22 protein-coding genes are annotated in these 25877 nt (G+C 37.0%); all 22 read left to right on the top strand.

The genetic code is table 11. The annotated features are described in order from the left end of the window. Positions 1–183: 183 nt before the first annotated feature. The 22 genes from H9Q76_RS12250 to H9Q76_RS12145 all read left to right on the top strand — a co-directional run bounded on the left by H9Q76_RS12250 (position 184) and on the right by H9Q76_RS12145 (position 25869). Positions 184–2997 carry a Z1 domain-containing protein gene (locus H9Q76_RS12250; protein ID WP_055306292.1) on the top strand — a complete coding sequence of 938 codons (2814 nt, stop codon included), beginning with the start codon at positions 184–186 and terminating at the stop codon, positions 2995–2997. Beyond that, a complete protein-coding gene (locus tag H9Q76_RS12245) occupies positions 2987–5074 on the top strand; it encodes a hypothetical protein (RefSeq protein WP_055306291.1) in 2088 nt (695 codons plus the stop codon). Before H9Q76_RS12250 ends, H9Q76_RS12245 begins: the two co-directional genes overlap by 11 nt. Next, on the top strand, positions 5074–6015 hold the full coding sequence (locus H9Q76_RS12240) for a hypothetical protein (protein ID WP_055306290.1): 942 nt from the start codon (positions 5074–5076) through the stop codon (positions 6013–6015). Before H9Q76_RS12245 ends, H9Q76_RS12240 begins: the two co-directional genes overlap by 1 nt. Positions 6016–6020: 5 nt before the next feature. Further along, the gene (locus H9Q76_RS12235; RefSeq protein WP_055306289.1) at positions 6021–6743 is read left to right on the top strand and encodes a hypothetical protein; all 723 of its coding nucleotides are present in this window, start codon (positions 6021–6023) and stop codon (positions 6741–6743) included. Next, on the top strand, positions 6743–8074 hold the full coding sequence (locus H9Q76_RS12230; RefSeq protein ID WP_118017675.1) for a DNA cytosine methyltransferase: 1332 nt from the start codon (positions 6743–6745) through the stop codon (positions 8072–8074). Before H9Q76_RS12235 ends, H9Q76_RS12230 begins: the two co-directional genes overlap by 1 nt. 3 nt (positions 8075–8077) lie before the next feature. Beyond that, positions 8078–8977 (top strand): PD-(D/E)XK motif protein, encoded by a 900-nt coding sequence (locus H9Q76_RS12225; RefSeq protein WP_118017673.1) that lies wholly within the window; start codon positions 8078–8080, stop codon positions 8975–8977. A 16-nt stretch (positions 8978–8993) separates the two neighbouring features. Then, on the top strand, positions 8994–10253 hold the full coding sequence (dcm, locus tag H9Q76_RS12220) for a DNA (cytosine-5-)-methyltransferase (RefSeq protein ID WP_243003552.1): 1260 nt from the start codon (positions 8994–8996) through the stop codon (positions 10251–10253). Then, complete coding sequence (locus H9Q76_RS12215; protein WP_118017669.1) at positions 10250–11005, top strand: HNH endonuclease; 756 nt, start codon at positions 10250–10252, stop codon at positions 11003–11005. The genes dcm and H9Q76_RS12215 overlap by 4 nt, the downstream gene beginning before the upstream one ends. Positions 11006–11007: 2 nt before the next feature. Then, positions 11008–11217: a helix-turn-helix domain-containing protein gene (locus H9Q76_RS12210; RefSeq protein WP_012741086.1), complete on the top strand. Its 210-nt coding sequence runs from the start codon at positions 11008–11010 to the stop codon at positions 11215–11217. A 13-nt stretch (positions 11218–11230) separates the two neighbouring features. Further along, positions 11231–11680 carry a very short patch repair endonuclease gene (locus H9Q76_RS12205; RefSeq protein WP_055306284.1) on the top strand — a complete coding sequence of 150 codons (450 nt, stop codon included), beginning with the start codon at positions 11231–11233 and terminating at the stop codon, positions 11678–11680. An 82-nt stretch (positions 11681–11762) separates the two neighbouring features. Further along, positions 11763–13208 carry an RNA-binding domain-containing protein gene (locus H9Q76_RS12200; protein ID WP_249321218.1) on the top strand — a complete coding sequence of 482 codons (1446 nt, stop codon included), beginning with the start codon at positions 11763–11765 and terminating at the stop codon, positions 13206–13208. 815 nt (positions 13209–14023) lie between these two features. Beyond that, positions 14024–14182, top strand: a complete 159-nt coding sequence (locus tag H9Q76_RS12195; RefSeq protein WP_158569753.1) for a hypothetical protein — start codon at positions 14024–14026, stop codon at positions 14180–14182. A gap of 645 nt (positions 14183–14827) precedes the next feature. Further along, positions 14828–15010 carry a hypothetical protein gene (locus tag H9Q76_RS12190; RefSeq protein WP_173849754.1) on the top strand — a complete coding sequence of 61 codons (183 nt, stop codon included), beginning with the start codon at positions 14828–14830 and terminating at the stop codon, positions 15008–15010. A gap of 43 nt (positions 15011–15053) precedes the next feature. Next, positions 15054–16763: a recombinase family protein gene (locus H9Q76_RS12185; protein WP_249321217.1), complete on the top strand. Its 1710-nt coding sequence runs from the start codon at positions 15054–15056 to the stop codon at positions 16761–16763. Beyond that, on the top strand, positions 16764–18461 hold the full coding sequence (locus H9Q76_RS12180) for a recombinase family protein (RefSeq protein ID WP_249321215.1): 1698 nt from the start codon (positions 16764–16766) through the stop codon (positions 18459–18461). It abuts the gene before it with no gap. Position 18462: 1 nt separating this feature from the next. Beyond that, the gene (locus H9Q76_RS12175; protein WP_055306279.1) at positions 18463–20091 is read left to right on the top strand and encodes a recombinase family protein; all 1629 of its coding nucleotides are present in this window, start codon (positions 18463–18465) and stop codon (positions 20089–20091) included. A 67-nt stretch (positions 20092–20158) separates the two neighbouring features. Beyond that, entirely contained in the window at positions 20159–20902 is a 744-nt protein-coding gene (locus tag H9Q76_RS12170) for a hypothetical protein (RefSeq protein ID WP_055306278.1), read from the top strand. Positions 20903–21190: 288 nt separating this feature from the next. Beyond that, positions 21191–22369: a Shedu immune nuclease family protein gene (locus tag H9Q76_RS12165; protein WP_055306277.1), complete on the top strand. Its 1179-nt coding sequence runs from the start codon at positions 21191–21193 to the stop codon at positions 22367–22369. 216 nt (positions 22370–22585) lie between these two features. Beyond that, positions 22586–22876 (top strand): hypothetical protein, encoded by a 291-nt coding sequence (locus H9Q76_RS12160; protein ID WP_249321213.1) that lies wholly within the window; start codon positions 22586–22588, stop codon positions 22874–22876. 88 nt (positions 22877–22964) lie between these two features. Then, entirely contained in the window at positions 22965–25175 is a 2211-nt protein-coding gene (locus H9Q76_RS12155; protein ID WP_249321899.1) for a DUF3427 domain-containing protein, read from the top strand. A gap of 10 nt (positions 25176–25185) precedes the next feature. Further along, complete coding sequence (gene mutT, locus H9Q76_RS12150; protein WP_249321212.1) at positions 25186–25572, top strand: 8-oxo-dGTP diphosphatase MutT; 387 nt, start codon at positions 25186–25188, stop codon at positions 25570–25572. A gap of 6 nt (positions 25573–25578) precedes the next feature. Next, a complete protein-coding gene (locus H9Q76_RS12145) occupies positions 25579–25869 on the top strand; it encodes a hypothetical protein (protein WP_021985982.1) in 291 nt (96 codons plus the stop codon). Positions 25870–25877 lie beyond the last annotated feature (8 nt).

Here is a 25877-nt window from a genome sequence, read left to right as displayed (position 1 = left end):
ACAAAGGGGATTCTCGGGTTACTATTTACCATAGGGCTTATTGATTGGAAATTTTGATTGGAGACATTTCCTTGAAAAGTAAAAAACAAAGTTGACGATATAAAACTCTGGTTTTATAATAGGGTTATGGAAAAGGTAAAAAATTGTCGATAAAATTTCAAATGTACCAATGGAGGAATGCATATGTCTAATTTTGGTTTGCCTGAATATGATCAACACAGAGAATGGATTCGTAATGCGAGAAATCGTAACATGAAGTGGGAAGAGATTGATTATGCGGGGCGTGGTAATGATGAAGGATTATCAGAATTCCTAACCCAACAGTCCTTATTGAATTTTTGGAAAGAAGTTAGTTGCAGTGAATGGAAAGAACTCGTTCGCTTACAAAAAGAGGCAGAAGAACAGACACAGGTTATAGATTATCTTAGTGGTCAGGCTATGATTATGGGTGAAGGCGAAGATAATGATGTTACAGTACCAGCAGATCCACAATCCGCATGGCAGTTATATAGAAAAAAATTGATTAAGGGTGGTTTTAAAGAAGAAATCGTTGATGAGATGGAGAGAACTACATTAAAGATTTTGAAGAGACTGAGCAGTGACACAACCGAAATGAAACCAGTTAAGGGATTGGTTATTGGTAATGTTCAGTCTGGAAAAACTGCAAATATGGCAGCTTTAATGGCTATGGCGGCTGACTGGGGATGGAATATGTTTATAGTTTTATCTGGAACCATCGAAAATCTTAGACAACAAACACAAAACCGGTTATTAAATGATTTAAATTGTCAGGGCAATCTCAATTGGAATGGTTTAGAGCATTTATCTAAAAAACCAATGCTAGGACAAAGGACACAGGATTTGCACTTTGATAAAACGTCAAAACAGAGATATTTTACAGTTTGTCTGAAAAATCCGGGAAGACTTAGGGGGCTTATACAATGGCTGCAATCTGATGGTAATAAACAAAAACAGATGAAGATACTGGTTATAGATGACGAGGCTGACCAGGCTGGTATTAACACAGCAAATGTTAATAGTTCAACGATTAGAACAATTAATAGATTGATAAGAGATTTGGTAAATGGAAAAAATGAGAAATCGCAGGAAATCAGCAATAAATATAAGGCGATGAATTATATTGGATATACAGCCACGCCATATGCAAATATATTAAATGAGGCTGGAGAAGATTCGTTATATCCTAGAAATTTTATATCAACATTAAGTGTATCAAAGGAATATTTTGGACCACAACAGATATTTGGACTTGAGGGTGGGGATTATGATTATGATGGTTTAGATATCGTGAGAATTATTGATGAGGATGATCTTCAGGCAATCAAAGAAATTCATGAAGAAGGATCACCGTATGTTCCGCTCGCGTTACAGGATGCTATATGCTGGTTTCTGTGTGGCGTAGCCTGTATGAGAATATGGGGATACGGAAAGCCGATTAGTATGCTGATACATACAAGTCAGAAAACTGATCATCATCAGAATATTGCAGAAGCGGTCAGAGATTGGATTGTGAGCAAAGATGTAGATGAGATGATTAGAAGATGTGAAAAAGTATGGAATACAGAAACCAGTCAATTTACATTTGAAAAGTTTAGAGAACAATATCCACAATACGATAGGAAGGATGAAGAAATAAACAGATATCCTTCATTTGAGGACATACGTAAGGAAATTACAATTTTGTTGAGTAAAGAACCAACTAATATTCCATTGGATGAGGACGATGAGTTCGCATATCACGAAGGAATTCATATGTGTATTGATAATTGCAAGAATAATGGAATTACCGACGATGGAATGTATGTCAGATTGGCATATCCTACGGCTGATAACATGCCAACACCAGCACCGGCGTTTATTGTTGTGGGTGGAGCAACTTTGTCCAGAGGTTTAACGATTGAAGGACTTATCAGTACATTTTTCCTTCGTTCTGTTAGTCAGGCGGATACACTTATGCAAATGGGGAGATGGTTTGGATACAGAAAAGGGTATGAGTTGTTGCCGAGATTATGGATTACATCTAAGACAAATGATCAATTTAAATTTCTTGCAGCGCTGGATCAGGAGTTACGTGATGAAATACATGAAATGGACACCTTAGGAAAGAGTCCTGCAAATTATGGACCAAGAGTGAAAAATACTCCTAAAGCAAGCTTTATACGTATAACTGCAAAAAATAGGATGCAGAGCGCACAAGCAACAGATATGGATTTCAGTGGCTCTTTTAATCAGACATATTTGTTTGATAATGATGTAGCAGTGCTGAAACATAACATTGTTGAGACTGAAAAGTTTATTGCTTCATTAGGACAACCGGAAGAACGAAAAGAATGCAATCAACATGCGGAGAATTCTTTTATTTGGAGGAATGTTGAATTCTCTTTGGTGAAAAAATATCTTGAAGAGTACAAATTTAATTCGAGATTAGGAGTTTTCAATGATATAGCTTCTGTTATTGCTTGGATTGAAAAAATTTCAGCAGAAGGGAAACTTGAAAATTGGAATATTATTTTGGCTGGAAAAGGTAGTGGTTCTGTTTGGAATTCACCAGTAGGTCCGGTAAAAAAGGTAAGCCGTACAAGGAAAAAATTGAAGAATGAATCGGATACGGTAATAAATATTGGTGTTTTAAGGGATCCAAAAGATATTATAGCTGATATAGATTTGGAAGGACAGCCGCAAGAGATTGTGAGCAAGGTTAAGGATTTTAAATCAAAATATGCAAAAGAAATTAGAAGTTTAGCTGGTTTAGATTCAACTCCACAGTTGATTGTTTATGTAATAGATAAAGATTCAAAAGCGGTAAAAGGCTCTGATACGAGAGAAGATCTAAATTCGGTTGAGGATATTGTAGGTATTTGTATGAATATTCCGGGTGGAAAGCGCGGAACAGATTATACAGCGACTGTATCTATACATATGCAAAATAATCCGTTTGACGACGAAGGTGACTTGGAGGGAACAAATGAAAATTGAAATTGCTGAACCTGGTAGAATGACCCAGTCGGGGAGTTCATTACTAAAATTGATACAAAATAATAATATGCCTATTTTAGATTTGTTGGTTCGAGAATCCATACAGAATAGTTTGGATGCAAAAAATGATACAGACCCATATGTGACTGTAGATTTTTTTACAGGAGAATTTAATAAAATATCTTTAAATAAGGAATTAGAGGGCATAACAGAAACTTTAAATAGAAAATATTGGAAAGACACGTATAAATTCATAGCAGTACGTGATTCAAATACTGTTGGACTGACAGGCAAGCTGCATTATGATGAAGTAACAGATAACCAGTATGGAAATTTATTAAAGTTGATTTATGAAATAAGTAAACCACAGGAAGCAGAAGGTGCAGGTGGTTCATGGGGACTTGGTAAAACTGTATATTTCAGAGTTGGAATAGGACTGGTTGTTTATTATAGCAGAATACTGAATGAAGAAGGAATATATGAGTCGCGATTAGCAGCTTCACTGGTGGAAAATGAAATGAATGCTGACTCACTTATTCCTGCTTTGCCGGGAAAATCAAAGCGAGGTATAGCATGGTGGGGACAGGAAATCGGAAGCAACAAAACAAAACCTATTACAGATGAAAAGTATATTGAAAAAATTTTAAATATATTTGAAATTGAACCATATGAAGGTGATTTAACAGGAACCACAATAATCATTCCTTATATTGATGAACAGATGTTACTTGAAAATAATCAGATAGAATATAAAGATAGTGAAGATAATAGAATACGTCCTTTTTGGAGATGCAGTATTGAAGATTATCTTCGAATCTCTATACAAAGATGGTATGCTCCGAGATTAAATAATGAAAAATATCCATATGGGAAATTTCTACGCGCACGAATCAATAAAAAAGGAATTGGTTTAGACAATATGGAACCTGCATTTCAGATTGTACAAGCACTTTACAATAGGGCTGTGTCAGAAGAGGCTGGGAATGATATTTTGGCACAAGACGGCGTGGAGTGTAAATCAGAAGACATTCTTTTGCGTAAGGTATTGGAAACAACAAAGGCTGGTACGATTGCGTATACGAAAGTTCCACGTAAAATATTGAAAACAGGATATCCAGATAACAAACCAGAGCCGTACATGTATTTTAATTGTGAAATAAAGGATAAAGAAAAGAATAAACCTGTTTTATTTTTTACTCGTAAACCAGGGATGATTGTATCATATGAGGATGTGGGAAACTGGGTTGATGGAATAAGTGCTTCTAGTAAAGATGAATTTATTTTTGCTATTTTTGTGCTAAACTCAGAAAATAAACTTACTAATACAAGAGAGCCATATAGTCTTGAGGAATATGTAAGAAAAAGTGAGATGGCCGATCATACTTCTTGGGGAGACTTTAGTATGGGTAATAATAACCCGAGAATTGTGTCAAAGGTACAAGCGCAGGTTAATAGTAAAATTTCTAAGGAATTTTTTGTAGAGGAAGAAGATACAACTAGCAGATTAAACTCTGGTCTTGGAAAAATGTTTGGAGATTTGTTATTACCACCTGAAAATTTTGGTAAAAAGCCAAGTGGCGGAACAAGTGGTGGACAAGGTGGAAGTGGACACACCGAAACACATAAAAATGTTGTTTTTGGTTATGAATCATCAAAAACAAAATATTTTGCGAATGGGATGATGGTTAAGTTAACAATCAAATCGCGAAGAAAGATTTTGGCTACAGGGATTAATTTGGCAATTGATTCTGAGATAGGTGCAATTAAACCTAAAGACTGGGAAGAAAAAATGGGATTATCCATGCCGTTCGAGATAGTTTCTGCAGATATTGTTGTTACAAAAGTAGATAAACTTAAAACAAATTTAAAAATGGCAGTAGATAGCAGTAATGAAAGTTCTGGAATAAGTGACATTTCCTGTGAATTACTTAAAACGAAAAATGGTGCTGGTTATGGTATACATGTAAGGTCAGATGCTGAGCATTTGATAGAAATGGAACTTGATATTACTTTGCAGTTGAATAGAAAAGATATTAAACCATTGTTTAATGTTGAAAAGAATGAAGGTGATAAATAATGGCAGCGAATATTTCACTTTTTCCGGTAATAACGGATGATTTGTTAAGTAAAACTAGATTCCAGGCATCACCATATCAGCTTTATTATGTAAGAGATGATCAGGAATATGTATTGCGTACGGAAGAAGTTGATAGCAGTACTATAGTTCATAAAGTGATCGATGATGAGGGAATATGGTCTCCGGATGATTATCAGTTATGTATTAGAAGAAAGTATTCAATTCGTACATATCAGTGTTTGTTTGGACTAAACGGAATAGCATGTAATAATGCAAAACTGGGAATAGCATTAATGTGGACATCCCCTGATTCAAAGCAAAGAGGTGTTATTCCGATTGGAGAGATAGAAAATTCCCAAAGAGATTTGGAATTTGAGTTAAATTATGAATTCTTAGAAGCTCAATTAAGAGGAAGTGTGGAATTTTCGACAATTATTTATTTGAAAGAAGCAGGCACTCCGCTTTGGGGAGAGGAACATCTGGCTAATCAATATGGATGTATTTTAGGAGAGTTAGATAATAAATTTGTAATAAGGCTAGATGGAAATGGTTCAGTATTTCCTATGTATGAAATACATGAACCGGGTCAGCCATTGTGGTATGTAAAATGTGATTGGATAGATCCTACATATGACCTGTTTTCAGACAGTGTTTCTATATACATAAATACTGCACACAAAAATTACAAGTATTTAGATAAAACGAAAAGAACATATGATGAGCAACTTTTAAAGGAAATAATGGCAAGTGCACTAGGTGTTATTATTACAAAATTAAAAGAACAGGAAGATTATTGGGATGTAACTACTTCTGGTGAGGACTTGCAAAGTGGTAGTGTGTCAGAAGCTATCCACTATTTCATTGATACATTGGAGTGGGATATTTCTGGACCGGAGGCAATGTCATTGTCTATAAGAAAATTTTTTGATCAGAGGATATAGAAAGTATGATTATTAAAACATTAAATCGTTCGGAGGCTCAGAATGCAATGAAAGAATGGGTTTTGAATTATCCTTCATTGCCGGAAGTCGAGGGAGATTATTTGAAGATACGTAAAGATATACAAGAGTTTAATCAAAAGGTGAGAAGTGAGTGCCCGGATACTATAGCAAAAAAAGACTACTACATAGATGCTCACATTGGAATTTTGTTGTACGACTATTTGTGGCGTGTGCCGGGATTTAACCTTAGAGCTGCAGCTAATGACGATTTTTGGAGATATCTTTCGATAAAGGTTATACCAGATGTCGTTGCTGAAAGATGGGGATATGAAAATGAGAGTCATTATTGGAGCAAACCTGCAAGAATATGGCTTAGATCAATTTGGTGGTACGTACATTTGTCGTGGCAGGGAGATATGCAGACAACTGCCAAAGTATTGGAGGCTTCCTGTTTTACAACTGACAGTATATTGAATTTAGAGGAAAGAACAGGACGTAAGGGAACGTTTATAAATGTATATAGATACATTATGTATTACTATAGTCATATACAGCAACAGGTTCTTGATGAATACAATAAGAACACAAAAACGCAGCAGGATGATTTATTCAGAATTGTAATGAAATTGAACACTGCTAAAGTGATGGTTGTGGATCCGGCATTATATTTGGGTGGCGAAAAAGAATATGTACGTTCTTTATTTATGGACGCGGGGGTGCGTGTGTAATGTTACCTAAAATTATTGATCTGTTTTCAGGGTGTGGTGGATTGGCACTCGGATTTGAAAAAGCGGGTTTTGATATTGTGGCAGGAATTGAATTGATGCCAGAAGCATGTAAAACCATTTCTTACAATCTTTCCTGGCGCTATGGAAAAAAAGAAACACATATATGCGGAGATATAACAGAAATAGAAGCAAGTGTGTTTAAAAATAGTTTTGGAGATGAAGGGTGTATTGTTATAGGAGGACCGCCATGCCAGGCGTATTCTATGGCAGGTCGCGGGAAACTTAGATCACTCGGTGAAGATAGAGTAAATATAAAAGATGCAAGAGGATATCTGTATCAGGATTTTTTGAGATTTGTATTCGAATTGGAAGCAAGAGCTGTTGTGATGGAGAATGTTCCGGAATCAACAAATTTTGGCGGTAAAAATATACCAGAAATAGTATGTACTGAGTTAACTAAAAAAGGTTATAAGGCATATTGGACAATACTTAATTCTGCCGACTATGGTGTTCCACAGGTAAGAGAGAGAGTTTTTGTTGTAGCAATCAAGGGGGATGAAGGAAAAGAGATAAAACTACCAAATCCAACACATCGAAATGAGGTTGATGTATTGACTCAGCATCAAAAACGATTTGAGGGATATAAGCAATGTCAATTTTTTGTGGAACCCAATGGAACAACAGATGAATTAAAACCATGGGTTACTGTAGGAGATGCTTTTTCAGATTTACCAGAAGTATTTCCGACAGCAGACTCAAAATACAAATTGGTGTCATTAAATATTGAGTATCCATATAAAACGGAAGCACAGAATGAATATCAAAAAATAATGAGAACCTGGTATGGTAAAGAGGGATTTGGTGTTTCGGCAAATGCATTCAGAAGGAATACCAGAGATTTCCCGATCTTTGAGAGAATGCAACAAGGAGATAATTATATTGCGGCGACAAAGATAGCAGAAGAGCTATTCTATGAAGAGGCAAAACTTTTTGGGTATGAGAAGGATAGTGAGGAATACATTAGTCTCTATAATAAAATGGTTCCGCAATATGATAAAGAAAAATTTGAGAATAAATGGAAAAAACTTGATGTAACAAAACCATCTCATACATTAGTAGCACATTTGGGAAAGGATACATATAGTCATATTCATCCAATTGAACCAAGAGGAATTACCGTAAGGGAGGCTGCAAGGTTACAATCTTTTCCAGATGATTTTTTCTTTGATTGTTCTATGGGCGATGCATTTAAGCAAATTGGAAATGCTGTACCTCCGCTATTGGCGTATGGAGTTGCAAAAACAGTGTTGAATACTTTTGAGGAGGAATAGGCTATGGGAATACTGGAGGAAATTAGAGAGTATTTCGCATCGACGCAAAATGGTGCAAGAGAAATTAAAACGTTACCAAAAGAATACTCAGCAATGGTTATCCGTGATAATGAAGGATATGGTGTTGCTATTGAATTTGATGATATCAGAGATATTTCAGAAAAATTTGCCAATAGCAGATTGTTTTCCAGAACTCTTGCGATTGGTGGGATAGAAAAAAAGTATCTTATTCTAAGTTGTATGTTGGATAGTTTACGATATGAATTTGCTACGGTCTGTGCGCAGTTTGTAGAGCCAGGAATTGACGGAATGGATAGAAAAAATCTTATGTCTGAACCATTGGAATGGTGGAAAAAGTGGCGTGAGTTAATGGGAAATACCATTTCTAATAAGGAAGCCTACAGTGTAATTGCAGAAATGATGGTTTTAGATGATTTATACACTCAGGATAATACTGTGGAATGGACAGCTGTTAATTCTGGGAGCCACGATATAGAGGGAAACGAGAGCAGCTATGAAGTTAAGTCAACAGTAAAACGTTATGGTGCTACTATTACTATATCTGGACAGCATCAGCTCCAAAGTTTAAAAAGATTACAGCTATATTTCTGTAGATTAGAACAGTCAAGAACAGGAATATCTATAAATGATATGAAGGATAGACTAGTTGCAGATGGATATGATAAAGATAAGATTGAACAGCAGTTATATCAGTTGGGATATGAGCGGGGTGCAAGTATAAGGGAAGAAAAATACAAAGTATTAGAAAAAAGAAAATATGAGGTCGATGATACATTTCCGAAGATAACAAAAGCCTCATTTAAGGATGATCATATACCGGAGTCAATAACGCAAATTACATATACCATTGATTTGGATGGCTTGGAATATACTGTATGGTGATCCCGGGAGAAAAGAAATGTTTAGAGTAATTGAAACTTTTAGTGGAATTGGCAGTCAGGCAAAAGCATTAACAAGAATTGGAAAACCTTTTGAAATTGTAAATACTGCAGATTGGGATATTAACGCAATACTGGCATATTGTCTGATACATAAAGGCAAAATTGATATTAATAAATATGCAGATATTTCAGATGAAGATGTTACAAATTTTTTAAAAGGTTTATCGCTGAGTTCCGATGGAAAGAAACCTATGAGTGATGAGGCGTTTAGGCGAATGCCAATGCATTTGAAACGAAGATTGTATGCAGCAATAAAAGAAACAAGAAATATGGTAAGTATTACGGATGTTATGGGAAGTGATATACCCGACAATATTGATTTGTTCACATATTCATTTCCTTGTCAGGATTTATCATTATGTGGATGCTGGCATGGGAATAAAAGTGGAATAGCAAGGGATGCACATAATCGTTCTGGTATGCTTTGGGAAGTTGAACGTATATTGCTTGAAATGAATGAAATGGGAAAAGAATTACCTCGCTTTCTGCTTATGGAAAACGTGACTAATATTCTGTCAAAACCACATGCTGCAGATTTTGGTGATTGGAAGGAAACTTTAGAAAATCTGGGATATTATAATAAAATATATAGGCTTAATGCTCAAAATTTTGGTATTCCTCAAAAAAGAGAAAGAGCGTATATGATCAGTATATTGTGCAAAAATAATGCAGAAACGATAGCCCAAGTAGAAAAGTACTTTGAAGAACATAATTTGGAAAAGGATGAAGCAACGCGTTTAAAGCAAAGGAATTTAAGGTTAAAAGACATTCTTTGTTTAGATTACGATGATGTTCCCCGATATAAGGAAGAAGCTGATGCAAGTAAACCTAATGATACGCCTTCCAGAAGAAAAATATGGGAAGATAATGAATTGTTGTATGATGGAAAAGAGATTAGGGACATCGTTGTTAATACAGTAACGACAAAGCAGGACCGTAATCCTAATTCCGGCTTGATTATTTATAAGAATCGGGCAAGAGGAAAGACAAAATGGAGATATCTGACTCCAAGAGAGTGCTTTAAGTTGATGGGATTTGATGAATCGGATTTTGACAGGATAATTAGTGATAATCCTATGGTAACAAAGAACAGATATTTGTATTCAACAGAGAAGCTTATTAAACTGGCAGGTAATAGTATCGTGGTTGATGTTTTGGAAGCTATTTTCCGACAGATAATGGATATTAATGGGAAGATTTTAGGTGAAAGAAAATGACAATAAATCAGAAAAAGTCTTTAGTGGCATTTTACATTTCAAAGTTTAATGATGATGCATTTCGTGAATTGGGATATAGTGGACCGGTGTCAAAAGCGATGGATGACTTATCAGTACGAATTACCGGTCCGGGTGTTGAACCTAATGCTTATTTAAGACGAAGACGGGATGAATTTGATGTGTTTTTTGATAATGGAAGAGCTGGACAACATAACAGAAAACCAACAGCGACTGTAACAGAACTTTATGAGCAATGGGATGTAATGGAGTTTAAAGAAATAACAGAAATTGTGAAATCAGTTTTGGATGGAACAATGGAAGAAACTCAGGTGATAAATTTAGATGTTGATGGAGAAAAAGTTTCAGAATATGATGTTGAACAGTATTTAAACTTTGATGACAACACAGCAGCATTAAATAAGACGGTAAAATCTGTGATAGAACGTACCTATTCTAAAAAGAAAGTAAATATGTTAAAGCGTCTATATGCGTATAGATGTCAGATATGTGGTCAAAATGTCGGTGAAGAACATGGCGTTAATATTGCGGAAGCTCATCATATTAAGTATTTTTCAAAGAGTGTTGATAATTCATCAGATAATCTTCTTATATTGTGTCCAAATCATCATAGTCTGATTCATGTATTAAATCCAAAATTTGATTATGATGAATTACAGTATATTTATCCAGACGGAAAGACTGATAAAATTATATTGGATTTGCATCTGACTCATGGTAAGGAGGAAGAATAAAAATGACAATATCTGAGCAAATAAAAGTATTATGTGTCAGACAGAAAATAAGTCTGGCAGAGTTGGCAAGGAGATTGGGAACAACACCTCAAAATTTTAATGCAAAACTGAAAAGAGAAAGTTTTACTGTGGCAGAGCTTGAGGATATAGCAGAAGCCGCGGGAGTTACTTTTGAAAGAAGTTTTGTGTTGGATGATGGAGACACAGTATAAGAAGGTGATATATATGGCGGATGTTTTGACTAAAGAACAACGGCATAAAAACATGAAAAATATTCATGGAAAGGATACTAAAATTGAAATTATCCTTAGAAAAGCTTTATGGGCAAAAGGTTATCGGTACCGGAAGAATTATAAAAAGTTACCGGGAAATCCGGATATTGTGTTGACAAAATATAAGATAGCAATTTTCTGTGACGGAGAATTTTTCCATGGAAAGGACTGGGAAGTATTAAAACCCAGGCTGGAGAAGAGCAATAACAGTGAATTTTGGATAAGTAAGATATCTAGAAACAGAGAGAGGGATGATGAGGTAAACAAAAGATTGTTGTTTGAAGGGTGGACTGTTATCCGATTTTGGGGTGATGATATTAAGAAGCATACGGATGAGTGTGTGAAGGTTGTCGAGGAGGCAATATTTGATTTGAATTTTGATGAAAGTGAAGACTTTAATTAAGAATAAAGTCTGAGTTATAATTTAAATAGAAAAAATGAGACTAATAGATAGCAGTTCTATTTTAGGAAAGGTGGATATTTGCATGGATTATAAAAGCAAAGTGAAAGAGCTAATTGAATATCCTAGAGAAGCGAATTGGTATGAATTCAAGACCAACTGGTATGAGCCAGCAGGAATTGGTGAATATATTTCTTCGTTGTCAAATGCTGCCGCATTGGAAGGGCGCGAAGCCGGATATTTGGTATGGGGAGTAGACAATGATACTCATGAAATTATTGGAACAACTTTTGATTATACGGTTGATGTAAAGAATGAGCCACTAGAGCATTATTTGGCAAGACAGGTTTTTCCGGATAACAATTTTTCATTTCACGAAATTACAGTAGAAGGAAAAAGGGTTGTCATTTTAGATATACCTGCAGCAACTAAAGTACCGACCAGTTTTGATAATAACAGATATTTACGCATTGGATCCAGTAAAGTAAATCTGAATAAATACCCAGAGCGTGAGTCGAACCTATTTCATGTATTGCGTGTTGGGCTACCTACGATTTGTAATACAGAATCGGAGAATCAAGAATTAACATTTGATAAATTGTTTGTATATTATGCATCAAAGGGAATTACACTAAATAAAAGAACTTTTAAGAAGAATCTTGGCTTTTTGCTGGACAATGGGAAATATAATATGTTGGCGCAGTTAATGTCAGATAATAGCGGCATTCCGATACGTTTTGCAATTTTTAAAGGTAAAGATAAAACATCCACGATGTATTCTGTTCGTGAATTCGGAAATACCTGCTTGCTGATGTCGTTAGATAAAGTTCTTGAGTATGGTGGTGTACTGAATGTTCCACAGGCAGATGAACGAGAAAGAATAGTGGAGAGAAAAGAGATTCCTCTATTTGATGAAGAGGCATTCCGAGAAGCAATGATAAATGCATTTGTGCATAATCAGTGGACAACGGGGAATGCGCCAATGATAACAGCGTTTTCTGACAGAATAGAGATTTTATCCAGAGGAACAATTCCTCCGGGACAGACAATGGAAGGATTTTTCGCGGGTGAATCTGTACCGGTAAATCAAAAATTATCAGATATGTTATTGCAACTGCACATAAGTGAGCGTACAGGTCGTGGAGTCCCAAAGATAACAGAGGTTTATGGAAAAGGAACATATGAGTTCAGGGAAAATTCTATTGTCGTGTCCATTCCGTTTACCAGGGTATCAACAGAGGATGAGGACCCAAGATGGACCCAAGATAGGACCCAAGATAGGACCCAAGATAGGACCCAAGATGGAACTCAAGAAGATAGTAAGGGTAGTTCGGAGGATGAGAAAATTAAGCGTATTTTGGAATTTTGTCAAACCCCGAAAGGTATATTAGAAATCACAGAAATGTTAGGATATTCCGGAAGAAAGCCAACGAAGAAATATGTCAAACCATTGGTTGAACAAGGACGTTTGGCGATGACGATTCCGGATAAGCCTCAAAGTAAGAATCAAAAGTATGTAACCGTGAAGTAATTAATGGTGGGTGAATAGAACGATGGACTAGTTTGGAAGGGCATTTTAAAGAATAAGAAGTATTGTGCTTATTTCAACCAAAATCTGGTGCGTTTTCCTTAAAAAACAGCAACCCTGTCCATAGACAAACACAAAAACCCATCGTATAATGAATACACGATTTGCAAATTTCATACTCTGCCGAAGTGTACAATTACTGACCGAAGCGGTATGATACTTTTGCATAAATCAGAAAAAGGTCACAAACTGACACCTTTTTCGAGAAAATAAACCATGATAGTACCTTGTGGACGACACCGGATTGGTTTATACTATATCCAGGCTTGAGACAAGCCAATGAGAAAATGAAAATTGACAACTGAATATCAGTTACAGATTTGAGTAAAATTACGGATCATATACCCGCAGGATGAAAGTCACAGTTATCATATTAGTAGGCTGATGGATTGAGAGATGAAGGTCAAGAGGCTGGACGGAAGTTCGGGCAATGCGGGAGCAGGTATGTTGCGTAAGGATAATAACCCATGAGGGGCGAGAAGTTCGTCCCGATCCCCGTAATGCAGGTAGGGGAGATAGTGCTTCTCCGGAATGGAGAAGGGCGTCGTGAACACAGATAGTGGCTCATCTGTAATTCCCGGAGGTGAGTACACCTCTACGTATACGGGGCGATGAGGGGTCAGAAAGACCGGCGTATACCTTCATAGGACGTTAAGAGAAGTCCAAAACAGAATTAGTGATAACCAAAATCGTTATCCATAGTTTATGCATTTTCAAATGAGCTATGGGTAGCGATTTTTTTAATGGAGGTAACGCAGATGGAGGAAAAAATAGATATTAAAGCAAAGACAATTAAGATGGATACGGGTAAAGGGAATACCATAAAAGTAACCATGTCATACGGTGAACAATCAACTTTGGAAGAGTTGTTGATAGCCTATTTGGGGCAGGAAATAGCAGGTGGAAGTGCAGCATAATAGTGGCTGCCCGATGATTTATAAGGGCTCGTGTGATGGTTGTGACTGGTAAAAATGCTGAAAATTATATTTTGTCAGAAAATGTGGAAAAAAGTGGTAGACAAATATTTGCTTGGAATGTAATATAAGCATGTGGCAGGAAAACAGATTAAAAAATAGCCACAATACCTGTAAAACATTGCGAACGCCTAGCCAACGTGATGACCAATGTTAAGTTTTTCTAATTGAATAGTTGACAGCAAGACAGCTTGAAAATGTCGGTGCAGATGAGACACCATGAAATAATAACCGCTGTCCATGGTCAACAAAGTAAGCGCAAGCTTACATACATATTTACATACGGAAACATCGTATGGATGCAGAGTATGGCGTCAGAGATTATAAGAATATATGACGTCAAAACAGTTTAAGTTGAAATGAATATCGAACCAGAATGAAGAAAAGATGTAAGTTATTTAGCTTTTCTGTAGGGTTTGTGCTTTTCGGCTTTCGTGTGTAAATGTGATATGTAGCGCGGTTGTTACAGCAGATGTAACAAGAGACTTTGTTAACTATGGAGAGCGGTTTTTGTGTCGCATGATTTAGCCATAAGGAGGACATTTTCAGGCTGTTTTTCATTTTTGAAGGGAAGGAGAAGAGTGTATTTTGCAGGAAACAGATACGAAAGAGCGGAATGTGACGGAGTGTTCGCAGCATGATGCAAAACAACAGGGAAAGGCGAAACGGTATGGAAAATATACTGTTCAGTCCACCTTTGCAGGAAGCTGTAGCATTACGGATGTTATGAATTGCTATATAGAACGGAAAGCGTCACTTAGATATCAATAGAAGCTATTTTTACAGCAGTTGAAGAACGATAGGAGGAATTGTAATGAGTAAGAAACAGATTGATATATACAGAACAGGAATTTATCTGAGATTGTCTCAGGGAGATGAAGATATTGATGGACTGGAGAAGAAGGAAAGTAACAGTATTTCCAACCAGAAACTTTTGCTGGAGGGATTTATAGGTGCCAATGATGATTTGAAGCTGGTGGATATTTTTATTGATGACGGTTACAGCGGAAGTAATTTTGACAGACCGGAGTTTCAGAGGATGATGGCATCCATGAAAGCGGGGAAGCTTGACTGCATTATTGTAAAAGATTTATCCCGACTTGCCAGGGAGCGTATTGGTGCGGATGAGCTGATACAGAAAACTTTTAAGAAATATAATGTGCGTTTTATTGCGGTATCGGAAGGGTACGATAGCCTGACTGCCAGTAGCAGTGAGACGCATACGATCATTCCTTTCAAGAACCTGCTGAATGAGCAGTATAACGGTGATACGTCCATGAAGGTTCGTACCAGTCAGGGCATTTTGAGAAGAAATGGGCTGTTTATCGGCGCATTTGCACCATATGGTTATCAAAAGGCAGAGGATAATAAGAATCATCTGGTGCCGGATCCTTATGCAGCCGGTGTGGTTCAGGGGATATTTGCAAAGAAGCTTTCGGGAATGAGTGCATCAGGAATTGCAAGGATTCTTAACAAGAATGGCGTGCTTGCACCATCGGAATATAAGGCAAAATGCGGAGAAAAATACAGTACCAGTTTTAAAGGCGCAGGACAGTCAAAATGGTCTGCCCAGACAGTGTCCGGGATTCTTAAGAATGTGGTGTATATCGGAACATTGGCGCAGGGAAAACGAACAACTGTCAGTCACAAGGTTAAGAAGGAAATAGCAGTACCGGAATGTGACTGGGTGGTAGTGGAGAATGCGCATGAAGCAATTATCAGCAGGATGGACTTTGATGCAGTACAGATTCTGATGAGTCGGGATACCATAGCAGTTGCTGGAAAAAACGAATCATATATGTATGCGGGAATTTTATATTGTGGTGATTGTGGCAGCAGTATGGTTCATCGCAAGGAGTCATACAAGGGCAGGGAATATATCAACTATATCTGTTCTAATTATAACCGGAACGGTAAAGATGCCTGCAGTCGTCACTGCATCCGTGAGGAGGACCTGAATCAGATTGTGCTGGGAGAATTACAGGGATATATCAACAGTATGTGCGACTGTGAAAAGGTGCTGGCACATCTGGATGAGCTGAATGTGAATTATGATGAGGCCGTTGCCCATGATAAAGAGATTGTTGCACTGAAGCAGGAGCTTACAAAATGTTCTGCATTTAAGGCTTCACTGTATCAGGATTTGCGTGATGAGATTATCAGCAAAGAGCAGTTTACAAGGTACCGCGAGGAGTTTTCGGCAAAAGAGCGGGAGCTTGAACAGGCAATCAGGGAGCAGGAGACAATCATCCGCAATATATATGAAAATGGAATTGTTGTGGCAAAGGATCTGGAGCAGTTTCGTGAAGGTCTGGTGATTGGAAATCTGGATCGTGTGGCACTTGTTTCATTTATTGACAGAATTTTGATCTATGATGATTTCAGGGTGGAAATTGTGTTTAAGTATCGTCAGGAGATGGAAAAGGTTACCGGATTGTTTGATGTCGTTAATGAGAAAGATGCGGAACCTGTGTACACCATGGTAGATGGTTTGCCAGTGCTGGAGCTTAAGGAGGCGGTGTAAATGGCGAGAACGAAGAACAGATTTAATGCAGTTCAGATACCGGAAGCGGTAACAGCTGGTGTACCTGTAAAGCAGAGAAAATCCTTTCGTGTTGCACTTTATGCCAGATTGTCGGTGGAACTGAAATCCAGACCGTCGGAGTCCATAGCCAACCAGCTGAGTATTTTAAGAGAATTTATCAAGGATAAGGCTGAATTTGCAGAATACCATGAATATGTTGACAGTGCAGTGTCGGGAACCAGTTTTGACAGACCTGCATTCGGGCAGATGATGGATGATGTCAGAGAAGGGAAAATCAGCTGCATTATTGTGAAGGATATGTCCCGTTTTGGCAGGGATTATATCGAAGCCAGCAACTATATTGAGACGATATTCCCGTTTCTTGGGGTACGTTTTATATCGGTAAGTGATCATTTTGACACGGAAGCAGAATTTAACCAGAATAAGGCGTTGGAAATAGCGTTGAAAAATCTGGTGAATGACATGTATGCCAAGGATATTTCAAAGCGTGTTTCAGTCAGTCGCAGGCTTGATATGGAAAGGGGCAAATTTACCGGAAGCAATGCACCATATGGTTATAAGGTGGATAGCGGGGATGCACTTCGCAAGTATGTGATAGACAGGGACGCGGCGGCAGTTGTCCGTCAGATTTTTGAACTGGCAGCAGATGGAGTGACGCTCAGGGAGATTGCGAAAGCACTTCAGGAGTATCGTCTTGCATTACCGGGAGATTATCTGAAAACGGGGAATCTCTATGTGGAGGAAGGTGCAGAAGCAAAGGCATGGTATCCTGGTACGATTTCCAACATTTTAAAAAATCAGGCTTATATTGGAAATATGGTACAGGGGAAAAGGCGTACCAGCCTGTATGATAACGAGGCAAGGCATGCTACGGATGAAAATGATTGGATTGTGGTTGAAAATACCCATGAGGCAATCGTGGATAAGGAGCTTTTCAACAAGGTAAGAGCTGTTATGTATAAGAAGGTGGAAGAAAGCATTTTCACATCTGACAGGGGAAAGAATCTGCCGATAAAAGAGGACATTTTTGCAGGAATTTTATTCTGTGGAAATTGTGGCAGAAGAATTCCTTTAGCTTCCAGAATCTTGGAGAAGGATGGAGTGTTGGAGCGTCAGTATTTTTATTCCTGCAGATACAATTATGATTTCGGTGGGAAACAGTGTGGCTGTACCATTATGGAGCAGGAGCTTATAAAGGTGGTGCATAACCTGCTTACAACTCAAATTGCAGTACTTACAGACAGTGACAGGACGGAGGCTTCCATGCGAGGCGTGATGGACAGGGAACTGAAAGAGCATGATATGCGGATTCAGAAGATTCAGAAGCAGATTGACAGGAAGAATTACGAAGAAAGCAAAGAGTATCAGTCTTATGTTACCGGAGAGATTACCAGGGCAGATTTCAAGTGCAGGCAGAAGAAAAATGCAGATGCCATAATGAGACTTTGGGGGCAGATAACGGATGAGGAAGCAAGCCGTAGGCGTGTGAAGAGATTCTGTGAGAAGAAGATACAGTGGCTGAAAGCGATTTATCGTTTTCAAAGTGAGGTCTCCCTGGATAGAAATATGATTAAAATACTGGTCGACAGTATTTACCTGTATCCAGATAAGAGGCTGGTAATTAATCTAAATTTTAAAGACGAGTATGCCAGGATGACAGACGGAGAGGAGATTTAAAATGGAGCAGATAGCAATATATTTGAGATTATCAAAGGAAGATGAATTTGTAAAAGATGAGAGCAACAGTATTACCAATCAGCGTGCTTTTATCCGTGGATTTATCAATAAAAATAAGGAACTTCGCAAAGTGAGTGTGATGGAGTTTGTGGATGATGGCTATTCGGGTAAAAATATGGATCGCCCAGATATGCAGAGAATGCTGGAACTGGTGAAAAGAAAGCAGATTTCATGCATTATTGTAAAGGATTTCTCCAGATTTTCCAGAGATCATATCGAGCAGGGAAAGTATATTGAACAAATATTTCCTTTTATGGGTGTGCGATTTATTGCCATAAATGATAATTATGACAGCGCAGATTATGTGGGTGGTATCGGTGAGATTGATGTTGCATTTAAGGGGATTCTATATGATTTCTTCAGTGAGGAACAGTCCTCCAAAGTATCATTGACACTTGATACAAAGCGTGGCAGCGGTAAGTACATAGCTACCTATGCACCTTATGGTTATGTGAAAAGTCCAGAGGACAAGCATAAGTTGGTTGTGGATGAGTTTGCCAGTCAGATTGTAAAGCGCATTTTCAAAGAGTTCCTGTCTGGAAAATCTATGTATAAAATTGCAGAAGGACTGAACTGTGATGGAATAGATACACCGGGAGTGTATATTGCCATGCAAGTAGGAGGTGAAAAGCAACTTGCCAGATATCGTGAGAAAAAGCCTCTCTGGAATAATGTTGCAATAGGAAGAATCCTCGGAAATGAGCAGTATACCGGCACGATGGTTTACAGTCGTTTCAAGAGTGAGAATGTCGGTGATAAACACGCAAAAGCACTCCCAGAGGATGAATGGAAGCGTGTGGAAAATTGTCACGAAGCAATTATAAACAAGGCGGATTTTGAAAAAACCGTTGCCATGCGAAAAGGAAATACATGTGCCAGTGCCAAAAGAAAGCATGAAACACATTGCCTGACTGGAAAAATGATCTGTGGTAACTGTGGACATCGCCTGTCTCATACTTATGCCGGTCGACCGAAGTATTATTGCGCAAATCATTATCTAGATAAATCGGATGGAAAATGCAATATCAGTGTGCTGGATGCCGATATAGAAAGCATTGTGAAGAAAGCACTTCAGATGATGATTGATGTACTGGTAGATTCCAGAAAGGTTGTGGATATGCAGCGGGAAAAACAGGCAGAGCGATTAAAGCAGGCAGAGAAGCATCTTTCAGATATGGAGCATAGTCGTGAACTGATCGAAAAGGACTTGCGTGAAGCTTATGAAAGTTACAAGCTTGGTATGACAGATAAAGAAACATATCTGGAACAGCGTAAGATATATGAGCAGATGCTTGAGCGACTGCAGGAGAATATCGAAAAGCAGAGGGCAGCAGTCACCAAGATGGCAGATGTGGATGTGCCGGAAGTGGCAGGTTTGGAAATGCTGGGAGGACAGCTGAAACTGACCGGACTTAATAGGGAAATGGTTGGTGCTTTTGTGGAGGAGATTGTCGTGTATGCTAAGGATAGGGTGGAGATAAAGTGGAAGTTTAAGGATGAGTTTGGGGAGATGGGAAAGGTCGAAAAAGATAGAACATTCGGTGGAGAATATGGAAATGGGGTGGTATAATTAAAATGTGTTAAATATAGAAAAATTGTATCTGATATTTATATATTAAAGGCACTGGAGGTAATCAATGAATTATTTGTTTGGATTTTTTATTTGGTGGATTATTTTTTTGGTAATATGCTTGAGTACTTATTGTTTTGAATGGCAGACAAAGAATTTCGTGAGTACATTTAGAAAATACGCGCAGATGATCTTGTATATGCTTTTTATGTTGAGTGGATATATAATGGCATTTCTGGCATCGTATATATGGAGTTGGAAACAATGGAAGGGTTCTGCGTTGGCTGGCGCACTTATATTGCTGATTACATGGAAAATTGCATATAAGATTTTTGGCTGGATTTGGAGAGAAAGAAATGTAGATACAGGAGTCATTGAATACAATATAGAATTGTCAGATGGAGAAAGGCAATGGTGTAATTCAATAAGTATCGGTGGCATGATTGTAATAGGTATAATTTTGTTTGCACAAACTGGTGAAGAGGATTATTTTGAAGTAATAAGTATGGCTTTTTCTATTTGGATGGGGTCATATATTTCGATTCAGAAAGTACAGCAAAAGAATACAATTAAAGAGGTGCTGAGGGATTGGAAAACGGTGTTCGAAGTAAGGAGTAAATTAGTGCCTATTACAGGGACAATTTTTATGTTTGTGCTTGTGTGTTTTATAGCACTAAATTATTTTGAACAAGCTAGAATGATATTTGATGAAATGATAATAGGATTTGCAATTGGAAGTATTTCGTTCTTATTGGGTATTGTTATCAAGAATAAATATCAAAAGAATTCTAGATTTGAAGCTAAGAAATAGTGTCATGAGTAATGTTATGTGAAGGAAGGATAGAAAATATCGTTTGGAATTTTAGTAGAAATAATTTGAACATATAATGTATGGAGACTTTGATGCAAAAATTGAATGTGTAGAAAACGATTCAGTGAAGAAAACACTAATCCGATACAATACATATTGCACTTAAATATTTCTTTTTATAGAAACAAATCGTTACACATTGAATGAGTAACTGATGAAAATAAGACAAAAGAATTGCTAAGACGGTAGAATAGAGATGGAATAATGCAAGAATAGGGAGTATAAGAAATGTCATCAAAATCAATTAAGGTGGTGTGCGAAGAAAAATGTTTGAATATTATTTATTCGCCTGCAATAAACTTTGATGTAATTGAACAAAATATAAATGACGGAACTTGGATAAAAGGAACTTTTTGGGTAAATAAGACAAACATAGTTGAAATTAATCAGGATGACGAATCAATTTGTTTTACAATTGCAAAAACTAAAGGAAATTACTATTTGCTTGATAGAGAAGTATTTGGAATTAAGCATAATATTTCAATTGAGAAAAAGTTGAATATCTCAGATAAGTGGTTTATTACATATCCAAAAACTTCAGTGATAAAAAAGATAGATGAATTATTGCAAGATGATTTGTGTATAGTGGCTGATGAAAATGGAGAGGAAAATTATTTACCGTCGAGAGCATTTCTTGAGTTGATAGAAGTATTTCCAAATTCATATGAGGTAAAAAAATATGTATCTTCTAGAATATCATATTTGCTTTCGACCTATGTCGAGGGCGTATGGAAAAACAAAGAGTCGTATGAAAGATACTTAGAGAAAAAGGAAGCAAATTTGCCATTATCTTCTTTTCCTAATATTAAGTTAATGGGATATGAAATGTATAAGAAGGCTTATGATGAACTTGAACTAATGCTTGAAGATTCAATGTCATATTCAGAGAAAGAATGGCAAAGGCGAATTTATGAGATAATTTGTGTATTATACCCCAAGTATATTGCTCGCTTTAGGGAAATTGAAGTTGGAACAGATGGCCGTCATATGAAAACACCAGATTTTATTTTGGTAGATTCAGCCGGTTTTGTTGATATTTTAGAAATTAAAAAGCCTGATGGCATTAAAGTTGTTTCAACTACAGAATATAGAAATAATTACGTTGCAAGTAGAGATCTTGAAGGAGCAATAGTTCAAATAGAAAAGTATATATACATTCTTAATCATGAAGGAGAAGCAAGGGTAAAAAAGATACAAGATAAGGTGCGAAATCATTTGCCTTCAAATTTTCGCTTAAAGGTAGTTAATCCGCAAGGGATTTTGTTACTTGGAAGAAGTAATAATTTAACAGATGAGCAATTATTTGATTTTGAAATTATAAAACGTCAGCACAAAAATATTGTAGATATTATGACTTATGATGATTTGCTTAAGAGATTTAGAAATATCTTAAATCAAATAAAATAGTAAAGAATATAAGGTAATGATGCATAAAGATGATATAGTTCTGATATGTGTCAGGGTTATATTGTTATTTGGGAAAATGTGAACGTATTATAAAGATAATAGATGAATTTATTGAGTAGTACATATTGGTGCAACTAGGTGATTGCAAAGCGGGAGTCATAACCCGCTACCGCATTATGAAAGGTAGGTGCATATCTAATAATGGAAACATTTAGAATGGCTGGTGATAATAACCGGTTGTATTTTAAAAACTACGAGAGAAGACCTGATGATGAAGAGTTTGCAGAGGTTATGAAAATTCTTAAAGAAGAAGGTGCAATTATTAGTGATAAATATATAGCACCAGATTGTGATTGGTATCAGAATTGCACTATTGGAGAAGGTGTCTTTGATATTCTTTATTCGATTGATGGAGATGGAACTTTTCTCTATACAGAAAGTGGCAAAACGCTAGAAGTATTAGAACGCTTATTTGCGAACAACCATAATAAGAATACAACTGAATAACAACCCTATCAGAAAAAATATCAAAAACCTTCCCATCACACCCTTGACACGAAGGGGAACAGGAAAGACTTATGCATCGGCTTTTGCTATGCGGGAATTAGGATTTCGTAGAGTTTTATTTTTGGTACATCGAAGTCAATTAGCGAGACAGACAAAGAAAGCTTATCAAAATGTATTCTCAAAATCAGTATCAATGGGATTGGTTGGCACTGGGAATGCAGAATATGATAAAGATTATGTGTTTGCAACTGTGCAAACATTAAATAAGGATCAAAATCTTAAGAAGTATAGTCCGGATTCGTTTGATTGTATTATACTGGACGAGGCGCATCATTCATCAGCAAACACTTATCAGAAAATTATGCATTACTTTACACCGAAGTTATGGCTCGGTATGACAGCGACGCCAGATAAACGTGATGATGAGATTGAAGGAAGAAATATTTACGAGATATTTCATCATCAGATTGCGTATGAGATCCGTTTGCAGCAAGCAATGGAAGAAGATATGCTTTGTGCATTTCATTATTTTGGAATAAGTGATATTTCGACGTTGGATGAAAAACAACTTGCAAAGGCGAAGATTGGAGATCGAGATTTTAATAATTTAACTAGTGATGAACGTGTGCAACACATCGTAGAACAAGCGAATTTCTATGGCTATAGCGGAGAGCGTGTAAAAGGGCTTATATTCTGTAGTCGGATTGATGAGTCTGAGGAACTGTCAAATAAATTTAATCAAGTGATTAATCCAGAGACAGGGAAGCGATATAAAACACTTGCATTAAATGGAACAGCAACAGAGGAAGAACGGCAGCACGCATTTGAACGCCTTGCAATGAATGAAGGCGATTCGGAAGAAGAACCTCTTGATTATATTTTTTCGGTTGAAATTCTGAATGAAGGTGTGGATATTGTTGAGGTGAATCAGGTTATTATGCTTCGACCAACACAATCTCCAATTGTATTTATTCAGCAGCTGGGTAGAGGCCTTCGGAAGGCGGAAGGAAAAGAGTTTGTTGTAATCTTAGATTTTATTGGAAATTATAAGAACAACTTTATGATTCCTATTGCACTTTCTGGTGATCGAACATATAACGCGGATAATATTCGAAAATATGTTATTAGTGGCAATAATATAATACCAGGTGGTTCAACTGTTCATTTTGATGAAATAGCCAAACAGAAGATATTTGCTTCTATTGATAAGATTAAGGGGATAAGGTCAATAATAAAAGAGAGCTATTGTTCGTTAAAAAATCGGTTAGGTCGGGTACCGTATTTATTTGATTTTTATGAGAATGGTGAGATTGATCCCCTTGTAATTATTAAGGAATATAAGACTTACCAGAATTTTTTAGAATACATGGAAAAAGAGCTATATGTCGGGAAGGTAGCAGAAAAAGAAAAAATAATATTGGAATATTTGTCTAAGACAATATTAAGTGGGGTGCGTCCATATGAGCTGGAGATTCTGAGAAGGGAAATTCGTACAGGAAATTTGAATATTGGAGAATTCTGTAAGGATTTTGAAGAAAAATATCAGTTCTCGATTGATGAAAAGTCATTTTATAATGCGATAGATGTATTGCAAGGGCGATTTGTTGGGAAGGATGATGAATATAAAAAATATAGTGATATGGATTTGATTGTGTTAGCTGATGGTGATAACTCATTAAAAAAGAGTGCGTGTTTGTCGTATGAGTTTAGGAAGAGATTACGCCATTCGGAATTTTCTAAGCAGGTAGATGATATTATATCAGTGGGATTGAAACGATATTCTGACAAATATGCAACTGTGGATGGCACACCATTTGTCCTTTATGAGAAGTATTCTAGGCGAGATGTGAGTTTCTTGATGAATTGTGGAAAAGATTTATCGTCCACAATGTATGGAATGAAACGGATAGGTGAGGATGTTTTTATCTTTGTGACATATCATAAGGAAAAAGTGAGCGATGAGAAGACTTATGTTGATGGAAAACCAGATTATGCGGATGCGTTTGAGGATAATATGATATTTCGATGGGATACACAGATTGGTCGGGGTATAGAGAGTTCATATGTGAAAGATGTTTGTAATGCAAAGAGAAAGCATTTATTTGTGAAAAAAAGTGATGCAGAGACGAATTTCTATTATATGGGTCAATTTGATATTATGGAGAAGAAAGCTGCAAAGAAGAAGGACAATAAAGGCAAAGAACGCGATATAGTAAAGATTCGGACGAAGATGCATCATCCGGTTAGGGAGGACCTGCTTCGGTATTTGCAGAGCGATATATATACAGAGAAAGAATAAAGGAGAATGTATGAAAAAAGTGAGAGTTGTGGCAGCAGTTATACGCCACGAAGATAAAATATTTGCCACGCAACGTGGATACGGAGAGATGAAAGGCGGTTGGGAGTTCCCAGGAGGGAAGATTGAAGAGGGAGAGACCCCACAGCAGGCTTTGAAGCGAGAAATTGAAGAAGAGTTAGATTCTGAAATTCAGGTAGGAGATTTAATAGATACAATTGAGTATGATTATCCTTCTTTTCATCTGTCAATGGACTGCTTCTGGTGTGAAGTTCTGAAGGGAGATTTGGTATTAAAAGAGCATGAAGCCGCTAAATGGCTGGATAAGAATTCTCTTGATAGCGTAGCCTGGTTGCCTGCCGATATTACATTGATTGACAAAGTTAAGAAAGGACTATAACATACAATGAAACCAAAATCTCCACAAAGCATACAACTTTATAACATTATGCTTCGCCTTGGATACCCAGAGGAATTTGCAGACATTGTGACGAAGAATCTGAATACGGACTTTACGGCGACGCGGATGATGGGATATCTGTATCGGTATTCGAATCCAAGATTGGAGGATGTGGCGGATGAGATGCTGGCGATTCTGGATGATCGGAACCGAATCATGGAGAAGAAGGAACTGGAAGAAATCAATAAGAAGTGGAACGAATTTCTTCATACGGGTATACCGGATGAGGACGAATAAGAGGAGGA

This window comes from Wujia chipingensis (assembly GCF_014337155.1).
Taxonomy (GTDB): domain Bacteria; phylum Bacillota; class Clostridia; order Lachnospirales; family Lachnospiraceae; genus Coprococcus_C; species Coprococcus_C hominis.
The sequence above is the reverse complement of the archived record's forward strand: the minus strand, read 5'-3'. Positions and strand labels throughout refer to the sequence as shown.

Coding starts and splice junctions, on each gene's coding strand:
- H9Q76_RS12195 (WP_158569753.1), top strand. CDS start 14,024: ATGGAGGAAAAAATAGATATTAAAGCAAAGACAATTAAGATGGATACG.
- H9Q76_RS12240 (WP_055306290.1), top strand. CDS start 5,074: ATGGCAGCGAATATTTCACTTTTTCCGGTAATAACGGATGATTTGTTA.
- H9Q76_RS12200 (WP_249321218.1), top strand. CDS start 11,763: ATGGATTATAAAAGCAAAGTGAAAGAGCTAATTGAATATCCTAGAGAA.
- H9Q76_RS12205 (WP_055306284.1), top strand. CDS start 11,231: ATGGCGGATGTTTTGACTAAAGAACAACGGCATAAAAACATGAAAAAT.
- H9Q76_RS12245 (WP_055306291.1), top strand. CDS start 2,987: ATGAAAATTGAAATTGCTGAACCTGGTAGAATGACCCAGTCGGGGAGT.
- H9Q76_RS12155 (WP_249321899.1), top strand. CDS start 22,965: ATGCGGGAATTAGGATTTCGTAGAGTTTTATTTTTGGTACATCGAAGT.
- H9Q76_RS12235 (WP_055306289.1), top strand. CDS start 6,021: ATGATTATTAAAACATTAAATCGTTCGGAGGCTCAGAATGCAATGAAA.
- mutT (WP_249321212.1), top strand. CDS start 25,186: ATGAAAAAAGTGAGAGTTGTGGCAGCAGTTATACGCCACGAAGATAAA.
- dcm (WP_243003552.1), top strand. CDS start 8,994: ATGTTTAGAGTAATTGAAACTTTTAGTGGAATTGGCAGTCAGGCAAAA.
- H9Q76_RS12215 (WP_118017669.1), top strand. CDS start 10,250: ATGACAATAAATCAGAAAAAGTCTTTAGTGGCATTTTACATTTCAAAG.
- H9Q76_RS12145 (WP_021985982.1), top strand. CDS start 25,579: ATGAAACCAAAATCTCCACAAAGCATACAACTTTATAACATTATGCTT.
- H9Q76_RS12250 (WP_055306292.1), top strand. CDS start 184: ATGTCTAATTTTGGTTTGCCTGAATATGATCAACACAGAGAATGGATT.
- H9Q76_RS12210 (WP_012741086.1), top strand. CDS start 11,008: ATGACAATATCTGAGCAAATAAAAGTATTATGTGTCAGACAGAAAATA.
- H9Q76_RS12175 (WP_055306279.1), top strand. CDS start 18,463: ATGGAGCAGATAGCAATATATTTGAGATTATCAAAGGAAGATGAATTT.
- H9Q76_RS12165 (WP_055306277.1), top strand. CDS start 21,191: ATGTCATCAAAATCAATTAAGGTGGTGTGCGAAGAAAAATGTTTGAAT.
- H9Q76_RS12225 (WP_118017673.1), top strand. CDS start 8,078: ATGGGAATACTGGAGGAAATTAGAGAGTATTTCGCATCGACGCAAAAT.
- H9Q76_RS12160 (WP_249321213.1), top strand. CDS start 22,586: ATGGCTGGTGATAATAACCGGTTGTATTTTAAAAACTACGAGAGAAGA.
- H9Q76_RS12185 (WP_249321217.1), top strand. CDS start 15,054: ATGAGTAAGAAACAGATTGATATATACAGAACAGGAATTTATCTGAGA.
- H9Q76_RS12180 (WP_249321215.1), top strand. CDS start 16,764: ATGGCGAGAACGAAGAACAGATTTAATGCAGTTCAGATACCGGAAGCG.
- H9Q76_RS12230 (WP_118017675.1), top strand. CDS start 6,743: ATGTTACCTAAAATTATTGATCTGTTTTCAGGGTGTGGTGGATTGGCA.
- H9Q76_RS12170 (WP_055306278.1), top strand. CDS start 20,159: ATGAATTATTTGTTTGGATTTTTTATTTGGTGGATTATTTTTTTGGTA.